The sequence below is a fragment of the Peribacillus sp. SIMBA_075 genome (assembly GCF_046534585.1).
Genome location: NZ_JAWRYN010000032.1, coordinates 38,020 through 56,037, shown reverse-complemented (window position 1 = coordinate 56,037; position 18,018 = coordinate 38,020). Strand labels below are relative to the sequence as shown.

The 18,018-nt window shown below is 38.8% G+C and carries 18 protein-coding genes, 1 tRNA gene and 1 pseudogene; 16 read left to right on the top strand and 4 right to left on the bottom strand.

Annotation, left to right across the window (positions count from 1 at the left end; genetic code table 11):
* Nucleotide 1: 1 nt before the first annotated feature.
* The 5 genes from SB775_RS19680 to tsaD all read left to right on the top strand — a co-directional run bounded on the left by SB775_RS19680 (nucleotide 2) and on the right by tsaD (nucleotide 2,881).
* Nucleotides 2-75 (top strand) — tRNA-Met (locus tag SB775_RS19680).
* Between the two features lie 180 nt (nucleotides 76-255).
* Nucleotides 256-708, top strand: a complete 453-nt coding sequence (gene tsaE / locus SB775_RS19675; RefSeq protein ID WP_061461194.1) for a tRNA (adenosine(37)-N6)-threonylcarbamoyltransferase complex ATPase subunit type 1 TsaE — start codon at nucleotides 256-258, stop codon at nucleotides 706-708.
* Entirely contained in the window at nucleotides 708-1,400 is a 693-nt protein-coding gene (gene tsaB, locus SB775_RS19670; protein WP_061461195.1) for a tRNA (adenosine(37)-N6)-threonylcarbamoyltransferase complex dimerization subunit type 1 TsaB, read from the top strand. Before tsaE ends, tsaB begins: the two co-directional genes overlap by 1 nt.
* Nucleotides 1,401-1,421: 21 nt before the next feature.
* Nucleotides 1,422-1,874 (top strand): ribosomal protein S18-alanine N-acetyltransferase, encoded by a 453-nt coding sequence (gene rimI / locus SB775_RS19665; RefSeq protein ID WP_410862881.1) that lies wholly within the window; start codon nucleotides 1,422-1,424, stop codon nucleotides 1,872-1,874.
* Nucleotides 1,871-2,881 (top strand): tRNA (adenosine(37)-N6)-threonylcarbamoyltransferase complex transferase subunit TsaD, encoded by a 1,011-nt coding sequence (gene tsaD, locus SB775_RS19660; protein WP_061461197.1) that lies wholly within the window; start codon nucleotides 1,871-1,873, stop codon nucleotides 2,879-2,881. The genes rimI and tsaD overlap by 4 nt, the downstream gene beginning before the upstream one ends.
* A gap of 277 nt (nucleotides 2,882-3,158) precedes the next feature.
* On the opposite strand, the gene SB775_RS19655 is transcribed toward tsaD, so the two are convergent.
* Nucleotides 3,159-5,078 carry an ABC-F family ATP-binding cassette domain-containing protein gene (locus SB775_RS19655; RefSeq protein WP_410862880.1) on the bottom strand — a complete coding sequence of 640 codons (1,920 nt, stop codon included), beginning with the start codon at nucleotides 5,076-5,078 and terminating at the stop codon, nucleotides 3,159-3,161.
* A gap of 131 nt (nucleotides 5,079-5,209) precedes the next feature.
* Here SB775_RS19655 and moaC point away from each other — a divergent pair, with 131 nt between their 5' ends.
* Entirely contained in the window at nucleotides 5,210-5,716 is a 507-nt protein-coding gene (moaC, locus tag SB775_RS19650; RefSeq protein ID WP_061461199.1) for a cyclic pyranopterin monophosphate synthase MoaC, read from the top strand.
* A 30-nt stretch (nucleotides 5,717-5,746) separates the two neighbouring features.
* Nucleotides 5,747-6,409: a redox-sensing transcriptional repressor Rex gene (locus SB775_RS19645; RefSeq protein WP_410862878.1), complete on the top strand. Its 663-nt coding sequence runs from the start codon at nucleotides 5,747-5,749 to the stop codon at nucleotides 6,407-6,409.
* Between the two features lie 29 nt (nucleotides 6,410-6,438).
* Here SB775_RS19645 and SB775_RS19640 read toward each other — a convergent pair whose 3' ends face one another.
* Nucleotides 6,439-6,651 carry a YdiK family protein gene (locus SB775_RS19640; RefSeq protein ID WP_061461201.1) on the bottom strand — a complete coding sequence of 71 codons (213 nt, stop codon included), beginning with the start codon at nucleotides 6,649-6,651 and terminating at the stop codon, nucleotides 6,439-6,441.
* A complete protein-coding gene (locus SB775_RS19635; RefSeq protein WP_410862876.1) occupies nucleotides 6,648-7,373 on the bottom strand; it encodes a CPBP family intramembrane glutamic endopeptidase in 726 nt (241 codons plus the stop codon). The genes SB775_RS19640 and SB775_RS19635 overlap by 4 nt, the downstream gene beginning before the upstream one ends.
* A gap of 336 nt (nucleotides 7,374-7,709) precedes the next feature.
* Here SB775_RS19635 and groES point away from each other — a divergent pair, with 336 nt between their 5' ends.
* The 3 genes and pseudogenes from groES to SB775_RS19620 all read left to right on the top strand — a co-directional run.
* The gene (gene groES / locus SB775_RS19630) at nucleotides 7,710-7,994 is read left to right on the top strand and encodes a co-chaperone GroES (RefSeq protein ID WP_053348954.1); all 285 of its coding nucleotides are present in this window, start codon (nucleotides 7,710-7,712) and stop codon (nucleotides 7,992-7,994) included.
* A gap of 59 nt (nucleotides 7,995-8,053) precedes the next feature.
* Nucleotides 8,054-9,691: a chaperonin GroEL gene (groL, locus tag SB775_RS19625; protein ID WP_061461203.1), complete on the top strand. Its 1,638-nt coding sequence runs from the start codon at nucleotides 8,054-8,056 to the stop codon at nucleotides 9,689-9,691.
* A gap of 221 nt (nucleotides 9,692-9,912) precedes the next feature.
* Nucleotides 9,913-10,077, top strand: a pseudogene (locus tag SB775_RS19620) (DUF927 domain-containing protein); the annotation flags it as partial.
* A gap of 115 nt (nucleotides 10,078-10,192) precedes the next feature.
* On the opposite strand, the gene SB775_RS19615 reads toward SB775_RS19620, so the two are convergent.
* On the bottom strand, nucleotides 10,193-10,339 hold the full coding sequence (locus SB775_RS19615) for a BH0509 family protein (protein WP_127777491.1): 147 nt from the start codon (nucleotides 10,337-10,339) through the stop codon (nucleotides 10,193-10,195).
* 348 nt (nucleotides 10,340-10,687) lie between these two features.
* Between SB775_RS19615 and SB775_RS19610 the strand changes: the two genes are divergently transcribed.
* The 6 genes from SB775_RS19610 (at nucleotide 10,688) to SB775_RS19585 (ending at nucleotide 17,673) form a co-directional block, all read left to right on the top strand.
* Entirely contained in the window at nucleotides 10,688-11,026 is a 339-nt protein-coding gene (locus SB775_RS19610) for a hypothetical protein (protein ID WP_410862873.1), read from the top strand.
* A 598-nt stretch (nucleotides 11,027-11,624) separates the two neighbouring features.
* The gene (locus SB775_RS19605) at nucleotides 11,625-12,203 is read left to right on the top strand and encodes a hypothetical protein (protein WP_410862872.1); all 579 of its coding nucleotides are present in this window, start codon (nucleotides 11,625-11,627) and stop codon (nucleotides 12,201-12,203) included.
* Between the two features lie 18 nt (nucleotides 12,204-12,221).
* Complete coding sequence (locus SB775_RS19600; RefSeq protein ID WP_262871071.1) at nucleotides 12,222-12,596, top strand: YhaI family protein; 375 nt, start codon at nucleotides 12,222-12,224, stop codon at nucleotides 12,594-12,596.
* Nucleotides 12,597-13,324: 728 nt separating this feature from the next.
* Complete coding sequence (locus tag SB775_RS19595; RefSeq protein ID WP_410862870.1) at nucleotides 13,325-15,367, top strand: CocE/NonD family hydrolase; 2,043 nt, start codon at nucleotides 13,325-13,327, stop codon at nucleotides 15,365-15,367.
* 26 nt (nucleotides 15,368-15,393) lie between these two features.
* Nucleotides 15,394-16,686 carry an MFS transporter gene (locus SB775_RS19590; RefSeq protein ID WP_410862869.1) on the top strand — a complete coding sequence of 431 codons (1,293 nt, stop codon included), beginning with the start codon at nucleotides 15,394-15,396 and terminating at the stop codon, nucleotides 16,684-16,686.
* Nucleotides 16,687-16,986: 300 nt separating this feature from the next.
* Nucleotides 16,987-17,673, top strand: coding sequence for a TetR/AcrR family transcriptional regulator (locus SB775_RS19585; protein ID WP_410862868.1), 687 nt, complete (start codon nucleotides 16,987-16,989; stop codon nucleotides 17,671-17,673).
* Nucleotides 17,674-18,018 lie beyond the last annotated feature (345 nt).

Genomic DNA, 18,018 nt, shown 5'->3' with positions numbered 1-18,018 from the left:
TCGCGGGGTGGAGCAGTCCGGTAGCTCGTCGGGCTCATAACCCGAAGGTCGCAGGTTCAAATCCTGTCCCCGCAATCATAAAAAAAACGAAACTTAGGTTTCGTTTTTTTGTTTTATCCGAAATTCAAATAAATTGTCCCTAACTTATTTGTTTCTTCTTTTGAAACAAGGTAAACTACATATAGAATGGTTTTTGTTCCATAACGGACATGAAATATAGGACGTTTTCCTAATAATGATAAAGGTGATTGATATATGCAACATTTTGAATGGATTTCTCAGGATGAGGAAGAAACAGCGCAATTTGCGCATAAATTGGCACAAAAACTTTCGAGTGGAGATGTACTGGCTTTAGAAGGTGACCTAGGTGCAGGGAAAACGGCATTCACAAAAGGGCTAGCTAAAGGGTTAGGTGTTACTAGAGTAGTAAATAGCCCTACCTTTACGATAATAAAGGAATACATGGGGCGATTGCCTTTATATCATATGGATGTATATCGGGTAAGTGAATCAGAAGAAGATTTAGGCTTTGATGAATATTTTGATGGTGATGGTGTGACTGTCGTTGAATGGGCCCATTTAATAAAGGATCACCTTCCTGATGAAATCTTGACCATTTATATTTATCGTCTTAGTGATACAAGTCGGCGTTTTGTTTTAGCAGCCAAAGGCGAACGATATGTAACGTTATGTAAGGAGATTATTTGATGAAGGTTTTAGCTATAGATACTTCGAATTTCACATTAGGGATCGCGCTGATAAATGGGAGTCAAGTAATTGGTGAGTATACGACGAACCTAAAGAAAAACCATTCGGTGCGGGTAATGCCAGCAATTGAGACGCTGTTAAGGGATTGTGATACTAATCCGAAGGAATTGACTAAGATAGTGGTCGCTCAAGGTCCAGGCTCTTATACAGGCGTCAGGATTGGTGTGACGATTGCGAAAACCTTGGCCTGGACGCTTCAGATTCCGTTATCAGGTGTTTCCAGTTTAGAAGTTTTAGCAGCAAATGGACGTTATTTTAACGGGTTGATATCTCCCTTGTTCGATGCAAGAAGAGGGCAGATTTATACTGGATTATATGAAATGAAAAACGATCTGTTAAAAACTGTCATGGAAGATTGTAATATTCTATCCTCTGAGTGGGCGATGCGATTGAAGGAATTAAATCGTCCTGTTTTATTTGTTGGTCAAGATGTTGACATCCATCGGGATGCGATTACGGAAGCGTTAGGCAATTTAGCAGTATTTGCTCCGGTACAGTCGTTTAACTCAAGACCAAGCGAACTGGCCTTCATTGGTCTTCTCAAGACTGAAGTGGATGTTCACCAGTTTGTACCGAATTATATTCGCATGGCTGAAGCAGAAGCTAAGTGGCTTGAACAGCAGGGGAAATAAAAAGGAAAGCGACCGATTACTATGAGTAAAACATTGACGTTCCGAAAGATGAAAACGGAAGATATCGACCAAGTGCTTAACGTGGAAAAACAATCCTTTACTTTGCCTTGGAGCCGGGAAGCTTTTTTTAATGAATTGAATCATAATCAATATGCTGTATACATGGTGATAGAAGATGAGGGGGAAATAGCTGGTTATTGCGGCGCTTGGATTGTCATTGATGAATCGCACATTACCAATATTGCAATTTTACCTGAATACCGAGGGCAAAAGCTTGGAGAAGCTTTGCTCAGGAAGATGATTGAAATCTCCATTGCAATGGGTGTGGTGCGGATGACGCTTGAAGTCCGTGTCAGTAATGCAGTAGCCATTTCACTTTATGAAAAACTAGGTTTCCAAAAGGGCGGAATCCGAAAAAATTATTATACAGATAATCAAGAAGATGCTTATGTTATGTGGGTGAATTTTTCATGAAAACAAATCAACTTATATTAGGAATTGAAACGAGCTGCGATGAAACTGCGGCAGCTGTCATAAAAAACGGAACAGAGATACTAAGCAATGTCGTGGCGTCACAAATAGAAAGCCATAAACGTTTTGGCGGAGTCGTCCCCGAAATAGCTTCCCGTCACCATGTAGAGCAAATTACGATTGTTCTTGAAGAGGCGCTGCTTCAGGCGGGTGTGACATATCAAGATTTGGATGCCATTGCCGTTACAGAAGGCCCTGGACTTGTAGGGGCACTATTAATAGGCGTTAATGCGGCTAAGGCTGTAGCTTTTGCACATGGAATCCCGATTGTAGGTACGCATCATATAGCGGGCCATATCTATGCAAATAGACTTATTCAGGAGATCCAATATCCTGCCCTTTCTTTGGTCGTTTCGGGAGGTCATACTGAATTGGTTCTTTTGGAAGAACCGGGTTCTTTCAAGGTGATAGGTGAGACGCGGGATGATGCAGCAGGAGAGGCGTATGATAAAGTGGCTCGAACCTTGGGGCTCCCTTATCCTGGTGGCCCTCATATCGATAGACTTGCACAAGAAGGTTCACCTTCATTGAAACTGCCTCGGGCATGGTTGGATGGCAGCTATGACTTTTCTTTCAGCGGGTTGAAATCAGCTGTAATCAACACTTTGCATAATGCAGAACAGCGCGGGGAAAAAATTGAACCTAAAGATTTGGCGGCAAGTTTCCAAGCAAGCGTGATAGAAGTGCTTGTAATGAAAGCTGTTAAGGCTGCCAAGGAATATAATGTGAAACAGGTATTGCTCGCCGGAGGAGTTGCGGCAAATAAAGGCCTGAGGGAAGCATTAACGGAAGCTTTTAAGGATTTACCTATGGATATATCCATTCCGCCCCTCTACCTTTGTACGGACAATGCGGCCATGATCGGTGCTGCCGGCAGTGTCATGTTTGAAAAAGGTAAGCGCTCCGGATTGGATTTGAACGGAAATCCCGGATTGGATATAGAAGCATAATTGACGTGAAGACAGGACCTTAACTTCGGGATCCTGTCTTTTTATCGTGTTTAATAAAAAAAATAGAATATTCTGTGGATAAAGTTTATTTGTCAATCAAACTGCATGTGTATAAACAGGAGTTTTGTGGATAAGTGGATATGTTTCTGTGGATTATGTGTATAACTCGAATCAATGGCTAGTAAACGGCAAGTGGTTTGTTAATAATTTTGTGGATAACTTTTAAGGGCATTTTAACTGGAAAAGAAAAGACCGAGTCATTTGACTCGGTCAATTGTCATTCTCCCAGTTCAGCCCATTCTTCGAGAAGCAGGTCTAATTTTTCCTGTGCTACATCAAGCTTTGTTTGGACTTCCATTACTTTCTCGTGGTCCTGGAAAACATTTGGGTCACAAAGGTGTTCGTTGTATTCGTTTATTTCAGTTTCAAGAAGCTCCATGGCCGCCTCGATTTCCTCAATGCGCCTTTTTCGCTGGCGTTCAGCTTTTTTTGCTTCCTTATCAATTTTATAATTTGTTTTTTCTGCGGCTACATCTAAGGTTTTTGCGTGATTTTCCTGTTCAAGTTCTTTGATTTCAGCTTGCTCCTGTTTCTTCTCTACGTAGTAATCATAATCACCGAGGAATTCTTCGTTCCCGTCTTTGGAAAGCTCGATCACTTTCGTTGCTATCCGATTTATGAAATAGCGGTCATGTGAAACGAAAAGAATGGTTCCCGGATAATCGATCAATGCGTTTTCAAGCACCAATTTACTGTCGAGGTCTAAATGGTTTGTTGGCTCATCAAGAATTAAAAAATTCCCTTTTTCCATCATCATTTTGGCTAGAGCTAGCCTGGCCTTTTCGCCGCCGCTTAGTGTGGAAACGGTTTTCAAAACATCGTCCCCACTAAAAAGAAAATTACCGAGTACGGTTCGTATGTCTTTTTCCGGTTTAAGGGGATAATCATCCCATAATTCATTGAGTACCCGTTTATTGGAAATAAGGTTAGCCTGTTCCTGATCGTAGTAGCTGACTTCGACGTTCGTTCCAAAACGGAAATTCCCAGAAAGTGCAGGCAGCTTAGAGATGATCGTTTTCAATAACGTTGATTTTCCAACGCCATTTGGGCCAACAAGAGCTATACTCTCTCCTTTTGTCATCCGGGAATTTATATTTTTTGATACCGTTTCCCCTTCGTAACCGATAGCCAAATCCTGAAGGTGTAGCACTTCATTTCCGCTTTGCCGTTCAATCTGGAAAGAGAAATTAGCGGATTTTTCATCACCTTGCGGCTTGTCCAATACATCCATCTTTTCGAGCTGTTTGCGTCTGCTTTGTGCTCTTTTCGTGGTGGAAGCCCTTGTGATATTGCGTTGGACAAAGTCGCGAAGCTTTTCGATTTCCCCTTGTTGTTTCTCGAAAAGCTTCATGTCCCGCTCATAATCTTCCGCTTTTCCCTCTAGGTAAGAACTATAATTGCCATAGTACTTTTTCATGTTATTCCGGGAAATTTCATATACCTGGTTTACAACTTTATCTAGAAAATAGCGGTCATGGGAAACAATAAGAACAGCTCCTTGGTAGCCTTGTAAATATTGTTCAAGCCAAGAAAGGGTTTCGATATCCAAATGGTTCGTTGGCTCATCCAGAATCAATATATCCGGTTTCCTTAAAAGCAGCTTCCCTAAAGCAAGTCTTGTTTTTTGCCCACCGCTTAAAGTGGAAATTGGGGTAGAATAGTCAAAATCAGCAAACTGAAGTCCATGCAATACTGAACGAATATCCGCTTCATATTGATAACCGCCCTTCTCTTTGAAAGCTACCATCAAAGTGTCATATTCATTTAATACTTTTTGGTAAATTGCTTCATTTTCAAAGATGTCAGGTCTGGCCATATCAGCCTCAAGGCGACGCAGTTCTTTTTCTTGTTCTAAAAGGTCATTGAATACAGTCAGCATTTCATCCCAAATGGTCAGTTCTGATTCCAGTCCCGTGTCCTGTGCCATATATCCGATGGTGACACCTTTTGGTTTGATTATTTCACCACCATCATGGGAAAGCTGCCCGGCTATGATTTTTAGCAGAGTAGATTTTCCAGCGCCATTTCGGCCGACAAGTGCAATTCTATCCTTATTTTGAACTTCGAGCTTCATATTTGATAAAATAAGTTCAGCTCCATAATATTTCGATAGTTGATTGATTTGTAATAAAATCATAGATTTCACCTCAATTGATTATTGTTAGTGTAACGTATTATAGTTATTATCGGCAACAGCTTGGTTCCAAGCAAAAACAAGCTATTACATAAAGTGGAATAATAGTGTATGATTTAGGAGGGGTTACTTAAATGGGAGACTTAACGCATTTTAATGAACAAGGCAGGGCTAAGATGGTTGATGTGACTGCTAAGCCTGAAACATCCCGGACGGCAATAGCTCAATCGAGCATTTTATTGAACGATGAAATATATGAGTTGGTCACGAACCAGAAAATGAAAAAAGGTGATGTACTGGCCGTTGCACAGGTTGCAGGAATCATGGCCAGCAAAAATACATCCAATATAATTCCAATGTGCCACCCTATTGCTCTGCAAGGGGTCAATATAGCCTTTGAATGGGAAAAAGAAGATGAAGGATATAGGCTTAGGATTGAAACGGAAGCTAAGACAAAAGGGAGTACAGGTGTGGAGATGGAAGCGTTAACAGCTGCATCCGTGACTGCCTTGACTATTTATGACATGTGTAAGGCCCTTGATAAGGGAATGGTAATCGGGCCTACATTCTTAGTGGAGAAAACAGGCGGAGTGTCTAGTAACGATTATAAAAGACAAGTAATTCAAACAGATAGAGATTAAGTTGAAAAGCATGTGTGAAGGCGGGGAAGAATGATGAACCATGACCTAAAGATACCGCAGGCAACAGCCAAAAGGTTGCCATTGTATTATCGATTTTTAAAGAACTTACATTCCTCAGGTAAACAAAGAGTTTCCTCGGCAGAGCTAAGCGAAGCTGTAAAGGTGGATTCTGCGACCATTCGCCGTGATTTTTCCTACTTTGGAGCGCTTGGAAAAAAAGGCTACGGCTACAATGTCAATTATTTATTATCCTTTTTTAGAAAAACACTAGATCAAGATGAACTGACAAAAGTCGCTTTAATCGGAGTGGGGAATTTAGGGACTGCTTTTTTAAATTACAATTTCATTAAAAATAATAATACGAAGATTGAAATGGCATTTGAAGTTTCTGAAGATAAGGTCGGCAAGCAAATAGCTGATGTGCCAATCTATCATATGGATCAAATCGATACACTATTGCAGGAAAATAATATTACTGCGGCTATTTTGACAGTCCCTGCTCAGGTAGCACAGACGATAACCGATCGTCTAGTCAAAGCTGATATAAAAGGAATATTGAATTTCACACCTGCACGGCTGACGGTACCCCCATCCATAAGGGTTCACCACATTGACCTGGCCGTGGAGCTTCAGTCACTCATCTACTTTCTGAAACATTATCCTGTAGTGGAAGAAGCTGCATTGGAGGAATGAAAAAAAACGCTGCATCTCGCAGCGTTTTTTTATTTTTTCTTATTTTTTTGGGCGGCTTTAATCTTAAAGTGAAGCATGATCATGCGTAATCCCGATCCAAAGTCTAAAGTCGCAATTAGTACAAGTATGTAGGCAAAGATTCCCCATCCGGAAGAACTGACGGTTTGAATCGCGATAGCGGTAAAAAGAGCTCCTAAGCCTGCATAGATGATACCCATGAATAATGGTGATTGACGTTTCATAATAAACCTCCGATGAAGGCCTGTGCAGTATCTAGCATCTTCTCAATATCATCCCGATTTACAACTTGAAAGATGATAACAAGCGTATTCATCGCAATATGTGCGCTCATGGAAACGAGGATGCGGCCCGTTTTCGCATAAAGAAAAGCAAAGGTAAAACCCATTGCCGAATATAAAAGAAGATGTTCCAATTCACCATGCGCCAAGCCAAAAATAACTGAACTGAGTAAAGCAGAAATAAAGAAGTTAAAGCGTTTATGAAGTGATCCGAAAATGATTTTCCGAAAAATGATTTCTTCCAATATAGGTCCAATAACTGAAGTGACGAAAATGACTATGGGAACTTGGTAAATGAGTGAAATGAGCTGCTGTGTATTTTCAGATTCAGGCTCCACCCCAAGCATCTGTTCAATGTATCCAGCAATGCTTTGCGCAAAAAGAGCGAGGAACACTCCGGCAACTGCCCATAATATGGACGTGGGAATGGAAGCTGGAGTGCTTCTGTCCATTTTTTCCTTCATATCTTTTCTCATTAAAAACAGGATCAAGGATAGAGCAACGAAAAAGCTGAATACGATCCAGTATGCTGCAGACCTCACCTGGAGTTCATCAGCAGTCATTCCAGTTGAAGACCCGATCAGCATGAAAAGAGGTACCCCAACAATACTGGATAATTGCATGGAAATGTAGGTGATGATGACGAACCAATATTCTTTTTTCAAAAATGAAAACTCCTTTTATTTAGTCACCCATTCCGCTTAGAACGTTCCTGATATGGGGACAATCTATAAACGCATACTCCAAAATGGTATCAAATAATGAGACAGAACACCACTTAAAGGTACCCCTAACAAAACATTTTAGCACCTTTGTTAAAAGAATCATTATGCTAAAGTAGTATACCCGAAATTTATCAGAAATTAATAAAAAATTTTCGATAAGATACTTGCAAAAAAGGCTCGGTTTATTTAATATTATAAATGTGTTAGCACTCGATGGTGAAGAGTGCTAACAATCATGAAACAAATTATCAAGAGAATATGAGGAGGTTGTTTCACTTGTTAAAACCATTAGGTGATCGCGTTATTATTGAACTAGTTCAATCTGAAGAAAAGACTGCAAGCGGTATTGTTCTTCCTGATACTGCAAAAGAAAAGCCACAAGAAGGTAAGGTAGTAGCTGTTGGTACTGGCCGTGTCCTTGAAAATGGCGAACGTGTTGCTTTAGAGGTTGCCCAAGGCGATCTAATTATCTTCTCAAAATATGCAGGTACTGAAGTTAAATACGAAGATACAGAATACTTAATTTTACGTGAAAGCGACATTCTAGCTGTTATCGGCTAATTATACATCATACTTAACTGAACGAAAATTTTCTTAAAATTTTAGGGAGGTACTTATAAATGGCTAAAGAAATTAAATTTAGTGAAGAAGCTCGCCGCTCCATGCTTCGTGGTGTGGACGCACTTGCAGATGCAGTTAAAGTAACGCTTGGACCAAAAGGTCGTAACGTGGTTCTTGAGAAAAAATTCGGTTCACCGCTTATCACAAATGACGGTGTGACGATCGCTAAAGAAATTGAATTAGAAGATGCATTCGAAAACATGGGTGCGAAATTGGTTGCTGAAGTAGCGAGCAAAACAAACGACGTAGCTGGTGACGGTACAACTACTGCAACGGTTCTAGCGCAAGCGATGATTCGTGAAGGTCTTAAAAACGTAACAGCTGGTGCAAACCCAATGGGTATCCGTAAAGGAATCGAAAAAGCGGTTAATACTGCAATTGCAGAATTAAAAGCTATTTCTCAACCTGTTGAAAACAAAGAATCGATTGCACAAGTTGCTGCTATCTCTTCAGCTGATGAAGAAGTGGGCCAACTGATTGCTGAAGCTATGGAACGTGTTGGTAACGACGGCGTCATCACAATCGAAGAGTCTAAAGGTTTCACAACTGAATTGGACGTTGTAGAAGGTATGCAGTTCGACCGTGGATATGCTTCTCCTTATATGGTTACAGATTCAGATAAAATGGAAGCTGTTTTAGACAATCCATATATCTTAATCACGGATAAAAAAGTAACGAATATCCAAGAAATCCTTCCTGTACTTGAGCAAGTTGTTCAACAAGGGAAACCACTATTATTGATTGCTGAAGATGTAGAAGGCGAAGCGCTTGCAACTCTTGTTGTGAACAAACTTCGTGGAACATTCAATGCAGTTGCGGTTAAAGCTCCTGGATTCGGTGACCGTCGTAAAGCAATGCTTGAAGACATCGCAGCTCTTACAGGCGGCGAAGTAATCACTGAAGAAATCGGACTTGATCTTAAATCTGCAACAATCGAATCTTTAGGACGTGCTTCTAAAGTGGTTGTTACAAAAGAAAATACAACAATCGTTGAAGGTTCTGGAGATACAGCTCAAATTCAAGCTCGTGTAAACCAAATCCGTGTTCAATTAGAAGAAACAACTTCTGAATTCGACCGTGAAAAATTACAAGAGCGCCTTGCTAAATTAGCTGGCGGTGTAGCCGTGATCAAAGTCGGTGCAGCTACTGAAACGGAATTAAAAGAACGTAAACTTCGTATTGAAGATGCATTGAACTCCACTCGTGCCGCTGTTGAAGAAGGTATCGTAGCCGGTGGTGGTACAGCACTTCTTAACGTATACAATAAAATCGCTGAAATTCAAGCGGAAGGCGACGTAGCAACAGGCGTGAAAATCGTTCTTCGTGCTATCGAAGAGCCTGTTCGTCAAATCGCTCACAATGCTGGACTTGAAGGCTCTGTAATCGTAGAGCGCCTTAAAGGCGAAGCAGTTGGCACTGGCTTCAATGCAGCTACTGGACAATGGGTGAACATGATCGAATCCGGTATCGTCGATCCTACAAAAGTAACTCGTTCAGCGCTACAAAACGCTGGTTCTGTAGCAGCCATGTTCTTAACAACAGAAGCTGTTGTAGCTGACAAACCAGAACCTGCTGGTGCTGGCGGCATGGGCATGCCTGACATGGGCGGCATGGGCGGAATGGGCGGCATGATGTAATCATTCGCTAAATCCCTTAATAGAGGGGTTTAACGAGGATTCAGAATGAGCTCACCTAACATGTGAATATCAATTTTAAAGAAAAGGCCTCTCACAGTTTACTGTGGGAGGCCTTTTCTTCGATGTTGAAAGGGAAACTTCATACATCCAATTTCAACGAAAGACATACATATAGTTCTTGGCGATGGGGGAACAACAAATACTAGAGTCAGTCCTTTAGAGTAAAAGGAACTGTTGAAAGTTGGATTGAAAATGTTTTTAACTTAGTGAAGTATCATCCAAAGGCTGTTTTCCCTTTACTAGCATCTTTTGCTTCGGTTATTTTGCATGAGTATGATATGAAGCCCATAGTTGTTGATGTATCAGGAGAATCCAGTAGTGGCTAAAGTGGTTTACTTCTACTCTGTTCATCGGTATGGGGGAGTCCTAAAGAATAAAAGTAAAAGCGGGAAACCATGAATTATCAATGTTTTTCCCGCTTTTTATCATTTTATATTTGAGTTACATATAATCATAAACAGAGTCATCAAAATAGAGCCAGTGATAATATTCAATCTGTGAATCTGTCATCTTGGAAATGTCTTTCTCATTGAATTTTTGTTGCTCAATTAATTTCTGCACTTTGGACTTTCTTTCTACTTGGCTCATCTTAAATCCTCCTTATAGTATGAGAAGTAACGAAGTACTTAAATATTGAAAACGCTTTCTTTTTCTCTTGTTTTTATTATATATCTCAATGTGAGATTAAACAAATATCAAATATAGATGATTTTTAAGGAAATAATATAGAAATGTTATTTATCTATTTACTTTGAAGCAGTTAAAGAGGCAAGGTCGAATTCCCAAAGCCTGAGTTTTGTTAAAATATCAAGCCAAAGTTTCTAGAAAAGGGAGTTACTTCCTTTTGTAGGAAATAACTCCGATGATTTTTGGTTTTCACTTTTAAATAAGGAAAAGCTAAATTTCACTTGTAGTTTACACATCAAAAAACTATTTTTGTCTGTAAGTTATTGGTTCACTAGTGAACATGGCCATTCTTCTTTAGGATTAGCTTTCCCTGTTTCATACTTTTCAGCTTCCTCTAGACTCAATTCAGTTGTTTTACCATTTCCTTTTACACCATTTTTATATGTAAGGTCACCATTTGAGAGTAGAAAAGAAGAAGAAGATTTCATTACTAAGGAAATTGAACGTATAGCTAAAGCAAAAAACATTGATTTAAATATTTATCATGCTAAAGAAGATACTTCAAAACTTGGCCTAAAACAAAATTCGTTAACACTTGCTTTTTATCAAGATGGTGAAAAACATTCAATGTTACTATTAAATTATTAATTGAATGGGCGGGCATGATGCATCGCTTAAATCCCTTAATATAGGGGGTAACGGGAGATTCAGTCATGAATGCTCACACCAAACATGTGAATATTTTTAAAGTTGAAGGCCTCCCACAGTTTACTGTGGGAGGCCTTTTCTTTGATAGTTAAATTCGTTATGTCCTAATCGTTGTTGGATTTTTTAATTCCTACTACAGCTTCAATCAATAGGGAAGTGTAGGTATGCCTAAATAAGTGTGGAGTAATGTTCTTTTCCATTCCTGCTTTTTTCGGAAGCCGTTTAAGCTGGGTGTCAAATATTCGGAGCTTCTATGACATGTTAATAGCATTTCATCTATCTTAATCGTACGTAAAGAACCCTTTGTTTTTGGTGTTAAAAGTTGCCCATTTTAAGGGAATTGATCACCGATTCTTAAACCGGTATAGGGAATACACGATTTCTACTAGGGAAGCATCGCTGGAAAATAAGGGAATTATGAAATGTGAATTATATCGTTTCATTTTTGGAACGAGGGGATTTACTAAATATATTAGTATAAAGATAGAAGTGCGGAAACACTTACCTAAACCCCATTGTTAAAAGGAGTTTGACCAATATGAAAATTATTAGAGTTAGAGAAATTGGTGTTAAGAGAATTATAGTTCCAGCTGTTGCAAGTGCTTTTATATTTTCAGCTTTTGCTCCATTTTCAAAAGCTTCTGCTTCTGAACTAAATGAATCAACAATTCGAACAAATACTGAAATTGGTTCTATAATAGTAACCGAGCAAACCAAAATTAGCCTAGAAGAAATAGAAAGTGTCATTGCTGACCAATCGACTCCCTCAAGTTTGTTAATGCAACAGGCCAACCCCGTCAACCCTTATGATGGTACTCAAATGTCATCTGAAATTATTCAACAATTAGAAAATGAGTCCAAAAAAAGGGGATTTAAAAAGACAGTTGTAGTGTATGCACTAAAGTATGGTGGTACAGCAATGGGCAAAATTGTTGGTAGTTTATCACCTGCCAATGGTAAGCTTTTGAAAAAACATGCTTTTGAAATTGGTGATGCATTAGACAGAATGTCTAATAAAATTGAAGCAAGATTAGTTGATTTCATGATACATGAATTAGGCTTTGCACCAAGTGCTGCTAGATCTATTGCTTGGGCAATTGCACTTTGGGTATTATAATAGTAGGAGTTGAATTTAATGGATGAGTTAATAGATGAATTTAAAAAGATGAAATATCATCAAAAGTTATTACTTACAATTGCTTTGGATAAAAATCCTGAACAATATACTTTTTTTCATTTCATTTTGAATAATGACCTGAGTGAAAAGGATTCAAAGGTAATTTTTGATATACTTCATGCTTTAGAAGATAAAAAAGAAGGTACTTACCAAAAGGGTAAATATGAAGCAGCCATTGCATCATTATTAGGAGATAATCCTTTAGTGTCCATGGATACCTTTGAAAAGGCATTGTTACATGTAAATATTGATGTGAACCCTATTTATCTAATTAAATCCTTGAGAAATCAATATTTTCAAGTTGATTTATGTAATTACCTCTTGGAACAATAAAGTATAATCTCAAAAAGCATCAGTATATTTATATTATTTCGGCAAACTAACTAAATATGCAAAAGCGAGACACCCCTTTTTCTATAGTTGCACTGACCTGAAAAATGAGAAAAGTAAAAACACCTTTTCGTTGAAAAGTAGGTATTGAATATCAGCCAATCAATGTAGAGGTTTTTTTTCTATTTCATGATAATCTCTCCTTTTGAAATTAATAGGGGTTTGAATGATTTAAAAATTCACCATCTAGGGTTGCAAACTTTTCTGCTAACCCAATTTTTATTTTTCATTCCAACGTATAGAATCTCGATTCTTAAAATTCAGGTTACACCAAGAATTTTCCAGTCCATCTAAGAGTAAAAAACCACTTTTAGATGGGCGGGCATGATGTAATCATCGCTTAAATCCCTTAATATAGGGGTTTAACGACGATTTAGAATGAGTGACCACCTAACATGCGATTATTTTTAAAGTTGATGGCCTCCCACAGTTTACTGTGGGAGGCCTTTTCTTTTTATGTAAAGTAAAAATTGAATATAATAATTCTGAAAATTTTAAGTTGTTTAACATATCTTCGGGTGATATACTAATTTCACAAATATAATCATGATTATAAAATTACTTTGATTGTTTTGTAATTACGATTAAAAATTTAGGCGCTAATAGTGAGTTGAAAATAAAGATAATGACTACTTTATGGCGGATGAAAATGACTAAGAGGAGGTTGGAAAATGTCAGAGTATAAAGAAAAAGAAATTATCACTAATTTTCCTTATGCGGTTCAAAACATTGAAAACACTTGGATTGTTTTAAAAGATGGAACTAGACTTTCAAGTCGTATCTGGTTGCCTGAGATTAGGGAAGGGCAAAAAGTACCTGCCATTTTAGAGTATATTCCTTACAGGAAAACAGACGGTACAAGGGCAAGAGATGAACCGATGCATGGTTATTTTGCCGGGCATGGATATGCAGTTGTCAGAGTGGATATGAGAGGCTCGGGAGAATCCGATGGTCTGCTAAGGGATGAATACTTAAAGCAAGAACAAGATGATGCTCTGGAAGTTATTGATTGGATCTCAAAGCAAATTTGGTGTGATGGAAATATCGGTATGATGGGTAAATCATGGGGGGGCTTTAATTCGCTTCAAGTTGCAGCCAGAAGACCCCAAAATTTAAAAGCAATTATTACACTCGGGTTTACCGATGACCGGTATAACAATGATATCCACTATAAAGGCGGCTGCCTCTTAAATGATAATTTCTGGTGGGGGGCCATTATGCTGGCCTATCAGGCGCGTCCGCTTGACCCTCATATAGTTGGGGATAGCTGGCGTGAAAAATGGCTGGAAAGATTAGAGGAAATGCCTTTATGGATGGCGCAATGGATGGAGCACCAAACGAGAGATGCTTATTGGAAGCATGGATCAGTTTGTGAAAATTACGATGACATTGAAGTCCCAGTTCTAGCAATCGATGGTTGGGAAGATTCTTATACGAATACCGTATTAAGTTTAATGAAAGGGCTTTCAGTTCCCAGAAAGGGGATTATTGGCCCTTGGGCACACGTATACCCTCATGATGGAGTTCCAGGACCAGCAATGGGCTTTTTGCAAGAAGCTGTTAAATGGTGGGACCATTGGCTAAAAGGAAAAGAGAACGATGCGATGGATGGACCAATGGTGAATGTATGGCTTGAGGAAAGTATGCCTCCTTCTTCCATTAAACCAGTAAGTAAAGGAGAGTGGGTTGGACTCGATTCCTGGCCATCAAATGAAGTGCTAACGCAAACTTATCAATTGACTCATGGTAAATTGCTAGAAGAAAGAGATGAAACAGAAGAGCGAGCGTTATTAAAAACACCTTTAAATCACGGCCTTTTATCAGGTGAATGGATGGGTGCCGGAGTACAGGGGGAAAGTCCGTCAGACCAACGATTGGATGATGGTATGGCGATGGTATTTGAAGGGGATGTCTTAAAAGACCCATTAGAAATAGTTGGTTATCCAAGATTTGAAGTACAAATCACAAGTGACAGGCCAAAGGCTATGCTCTTCGCACAACTATCAGATGTGGCACCAGATGGAGCCGTTACCCGTGTTTCTTATGGAGTAATGAATTTAACCCATTTAAATGGACATGATCAAGTAGACTTGTTAACCCCTGGTGAAAAGGTAAATGCATTTGTTAATTTAGACTGTTGCGGGCATAAATTTAAAGCCGGGCACCGGATACGTTTGTCTATTGCAACAACTTTTTGGCCAATGTTTTGGCCAATGCCTGAGGATGCAACACTTACTCTGAATCTTGAAACCGCAAAGTTTTCATTACCAATCTTTAAAGGAAGCCGGGTATCTGGACCGAATATGAGTCCTCAAAGCGCGCCATTAACTCCGACAACTATACTTTCAGAGGGAAAGGTCGATCGTTCCATTTCATACGATATTTTAACGGACACATGGACTTGCATAACCGATGGTGTAGGAGGGGTATTTGGTGAAGGGGTCTATCGCTTTGATGACATCGGTGTTACGGTTGAACACAATTTGAGAAGAGAGTTGACATTAAGCAATGCTAATCCTCTTTCGGCGAAATATACCATTTGTCAAAAAATGAGGATTGGACGTGAGGGTTGGTGGATTGAAGCTGACATTACCGTTACGCAAACTTCTGATGCAGAAAGCTTTATGATTGTTGGGGAAATGGATGTTAAAGAAAACGGCCGACCGGCATTCCATAAGAATTGGGATCAAAAGATTGAGCGTTCAGGACTTTAAAAAGCCAGGGATTGGAGAGAAAAGAGATGAAAGGTAAACTAAAGAAAAATATACCTACTCTAGTCATATTAATCATTGCAGGTGAAATGATTTATACATTGCCTTATTTTCGAAACTATTATTATGATGTATTCTTAAATGCCTTTCACTTAACCAATACACAAATGGGTACGCTTGGCAGTGCTTATGGAGTTTGCTGTTTGATTTCCTATATCTTTGGAGGGTATGTGGCAGATCGATGGAGAACGAAGCACTTGTTGTCCATATCTTTATTTGCGACAGGGATTCTAGGCTTTACTTTACTATTGTATCCCCCTTACCCTGTGTTGCTGCTAATCTATGCAGCTTGGGGAATAACATCCATCATGACCTTTTGGGTAGCGTTAATAAAAGCCGTCCGTTCGTTAGCATCTGAAAATGAACAAGGAAAGGCATTCGGCTTTTTTGAAGGCGGACGCGGAGCTGCCAAAGTTATCGAATCTGCTTTGGTATTAGGACTCTTCGCCATTTTAGCAAAGCAACTGAGTGACAAGCTGGCATTGTCTTCTGTGATTATTTTTTATTCCGTGATGTGTATTCTTTTAGGGTTTATGATTATGTTACTTTATAAGGAACCAGATGGTAACAACAGTAGTGATGAAATAAAAGAAAAGGAGGATAAAAAATTTGATTGGGCAATACTTTTGAGGATTCTCAAAATGCCAACAACCTGGTTGGCAGCCATTCTTATTTTAACGTCTTATGCGATGATTAATAGTTTCTATTATATTACGCCTTATGCAACGGCCGCCTTTGGTGCTTCAACAATAATTGCCGCTGCTTTGGGTTACTTTTCACAATATTGTCGCCCAATTGGAAGTTTCGGCTCTGGGATTATCGGGGATCGAATTGGTATTTCGAATATGGTCATAATTGGCTACTGTGTTCTGGCAATCGGTTTAGCTGCTCTCATCGTATTACCCGGAAAGCCTTCTTTCATCTTATTACTGTTAGTTTTTATAGCGATTATTTATATATCAATGTATGCATTACAGGCAACGCACTTCGCTATTTTGGTGGAAGGAGACTATCCTGTCGAAACAACAGGAACAGTTGCCATGCCCTTGATGATTATTGGGTATAGCGGAGAAATCTTTATGCCAATTGTTGCAGGTGCTTGTTTGGACCACTGGAGTGGTACAGACGGTTATAAGGTATTATTTACAATTTTATTAGGCTTGACGATTGTTGGGTTGATTACGGCTATAATTTGGCAAAGAGTAACGAAAGAAAAACGAAAAGAGATTTCGCTCCTTAAGAGAGAAATGAAAGCTAGTTAGCAAAAGGCAAGAGGGTACCCAAGTGATAGAATAATTGGGTTTTCTTAAAGATCCCCCAAAATGTAAAAAGGCTGGCGATAAACGTTTTGTTTTTTGCCAGCTTTCTATTTTTATACGTTTCCATGGTGGGCTAATGTTCTTTCGGCTTCCATGCCATAGTTTGGTATAATTTAACCTTAAGCACTTTATTGATTAGCACGCCCCAATAATATATAGATAAGAATACTGAAAGCTATGTTTTATAGGGTTCAGTGATTGAAATGGACCTATATCTTTTTTAAAAATGTGAGGGGAATAGATATGAAAAAAAAAGAAATACAAATGGGCCGCATGTGGAAATACTTTGTGGACGCAACAGCCGAAATTATCGAAGAGGAAGGTTTAGAGAATGTAACAATAAGGAAAGTTGCGGATAAAGCGGGCTATAATAGCGCTACCATTTATAACTACTTTTCTGAGGTCTCCCATTTGATTTTTTTCGCTTCAATGAAATTCTTGAAATGCTACACAGATGAGGTAGCTGTTTATATTGAAAAAGGAAAAGACCCAATTGAAAAGTACTTATTAGCATGGGAATGTTTTTGTAATCACTCTTTTCAGCAACCACAAATTTTCCATGCTGTTTTTATTATGGACCTAGCTGATCAACCTGAAAAGCTGCTCGAAGACTATTATAAAATCTATCCGTCTGATTTGATTAACATTCCTGAAGAATTAAAGACTATCCTATTCGAACGTAATGTGTCAAAAAGAGGGCGATCCTTTTTAGAAATTGCACTAAGAGAGGGCTACATTAAAGAGGAAAACGTTGATGCGATTAATGAATTGACCATTTTAGTATGGCAGGGAATGTTTACGAATGTTCTAAATAATCGCAAAAGCTACGATCTTCAAACGGCTGCAAAAATCACCATGAACTATATAACAGAGATTGTACACAACGCAAATCTCTTTCATTTTAAAAAAGATCATGCCAATCTGCAGTAGCATTCTCTACCATTTGACAAATAAAAATTACTATATATTTGTTTTCCTAGCGACATAGAACCCTATTGATCGAGAAGGCTTGTGATAATATTTTATTATTTCTTGTTTACCTTCAATAATCTTCCTAATGCAAAGGCACTCGCCCTTAGAGCGCATTTCTTGCCCCAGAAACATGCCCTTTCCTTGAATAACTTAGGTCGTTGAAACGGGGACATACCTATTGAATATTTGCCATCCGTGAATGAAATAAAACCTCAGTTAAAAATGACGTTAGAAAACAGTTCAAGCAAAATTACTATAACAAACATCAATAATCCAAATTTTTGTGTCCAATATCCTTTCTAA